General features: G+C 34.3%; 2 protein-coding genes and 1 pseudogene. All 3 read right to left on the reverse strand.

The features are described from left to right. Nucleotides 1-182: hypothetical protein (locus ACFFAP_RS38050; protein WP_375516041.1), on the reverse strand; the 182-nt coding region annotated here is incomplete at its 3' end. 99 nt (nucleotides 183-281) lie between these two features. Then, a complete protein-coding gene (locus ACFFAP_RS38055; protein ID WP_375516042.1) occupies nucleotides 282-776 on the reverse strand; it encodes a hypothetical protein in 495 nt (164 codons plus the stop codon). Between the two features lie 93 nt (nucleotides 777-869). Continuing rightward, nucleotides 870-1,697: pseudogene (locus ACFFAP_RS38060) on the reverse strand (protein kinase); the annotation flags it as partial. Nucleotides 1,698-2,125: the final 428 nt, after the last annotated feature.

The raw sequence follows: 2,125 nt of genomic DNA on the forward strand, positions 1-2,125 counted from the left end.
GGTGTTGTGGTATCTGGAGTAATTTGATTAGAGGGTGTTGTGGTATCTGTTGGTGTTGACTCTTGTCTAGGCTGCCCTAGTACTATTTGTGGGATAATAGCGAAGCTGAAATAAGAAGTGATAAAAAGTAAAGAAACTGCCCTAGATATAAATTGGGATTTTTTAGATGACTTTTGATTCATTTTTCCTGATTCCTTGAGATATGATGTTTTGCGGTTAGTTTATCATGAAAATGATATCTAAATATTTGAAAATACTACAAAATAAAAATATATTTATATTTATTCTTCATTACATGATATATTCTTATGTTTTAACAGATCACCTTTCTGCCAAACTCCACTTTTAGAAGATCCACTGCCAGATTGAAATATTCCGTCTCCCTCACATTTGCTATCTTTGAAATTCCCTCTGTACTCATCCCCATTTTTCCATCTTAATCTTCCTAGACCGTCAGGTTGGTCGTTTACATATTGACCTATATAATATTCATATGGGCTATCTTTCTGGAGGTATGAATATCTTCCACAACCAGCACGTTTACCGTTTTTGAACTCTCCATCATATCTATTACCATTTGGAAATTCTAAGATTCCCTTGCCAGTTAATTTATTATTCTGATCAAAAGAGCCATAAAATCTAGTACGATTTTTAAACTGTTTATCTAGTTTGTCTGGTAATGGTGGTAAAGATAATAAAGATAGATCAGCATCGCAAGGTAGTTGAGTAAAGTTTTCAATCGTTTTGGTACGTAATAGAATAAAATGAGCTAACACAAGTATTGCAAGTATTCCTCCCCCTACTCCAGTTGCAACTAAAACTTTTTCGTGAGATGGCAATTTCCACGACGTTGTTGACTTTGATAGTGCTGGAGATATAGAACTCAGTGCTTGCAAAGCCTCGCTTGCTGTTTGGTATCGCTGGCTAAAGTTGTAACGTACCATTTTGGTTATAACATTAGCCAATTTATTGCTAACATTTACCTCATTTCGCCAAATTATTTCTCCATTGCTGGGGTCTTCTTGGAAATCTTTAGGTAATTTGCCTGTCAAGGCTTGAATACCAATCACTCCTACTGCATAAATATCACTACATAGTTTTGGTCTAGAATTAGCTTGTTCATTTGGCATATAGCCATTAGAGCCAATAGCAATAGTTGAAGTAACTTGACCTTGAGAATTTGCTACCAAACCTTTAATTTCTTTAACTGCTCCAAAGTCAATCAGCACAATTTTGCCATCCTCAAGGCGACGCATTAAATTTTGAGGTTTAATATCACGGTGGATAATATTCTGTTGATGAACCACGGACAAAACTTCTAGAATCTGTTGCAATAGTTGAACAACTTTGCCTTCACTCCATCGATAACCAGGAATAATTTCTGCTGTTAAATCATGCCCGTCTACAAATTCTTGCACTAAATAAAATTCACCATTTTCCTCAAAATGACCGAATAGTTTAGGTATTTGGTTGCTAAACTTACCTAAACGATATAAAACTTCTGCTTCACTCTCAAATAATCGTCTAGCGATCGTCAAAACTTCTGGCTTGAAGTTTTTCGGTTTCAGGTGTTTTACGACACATTTAGGATTGCTAGGTAAATCTAAGTCCTGAGCCAAATAGGTGTCGCCAAATCCACCACTTCCCAATTGCTCTACGACTTTGTAGCGTTTACGGAGAACTATGTTTATAAGCATCCATGTAATCTCGCAGGATGTTACATACCGTATTGTATCACTTTTGGCAAACTTGGTATGAATGTATTTTTAATGTTATTAATTTAGCTGTAAACTGTCTCCATTACAAGTAAAAGTTTTAGTTGTATAAGCATTGCTATTTTGGGGATAATCAAACTGAAGTTGGTAAAAATTGACTTCTTATGATTTTTCGCGGTTGTTCAAAAAAGGCTCTTAAATATAAATAAAGTCTCTTTTCACTACAGTTATTTTTATTAAATGTATTCCGTCTAATGTCGATATAATTGGTTTATTATCTTTCTGAATTTCTGCATATAAGTTTATCGACTAATAATTTGTAAAATAACGATTAAATAGTCAATAAAAGTGGTTTCAGAGAAAGTCGCATCATTCATAACAATAGCAATATTTCGATTACATTACACTTG

The organism is uncultured Nostoc sp., assembly GCF_964245575.1.
In the GTDB taxonomy this organism is placed as follows: Bacteria; Cyanobacteriota; Cyanobacteriia; order Cyanobacteriales; family Nostocaceae; genus Nostoc.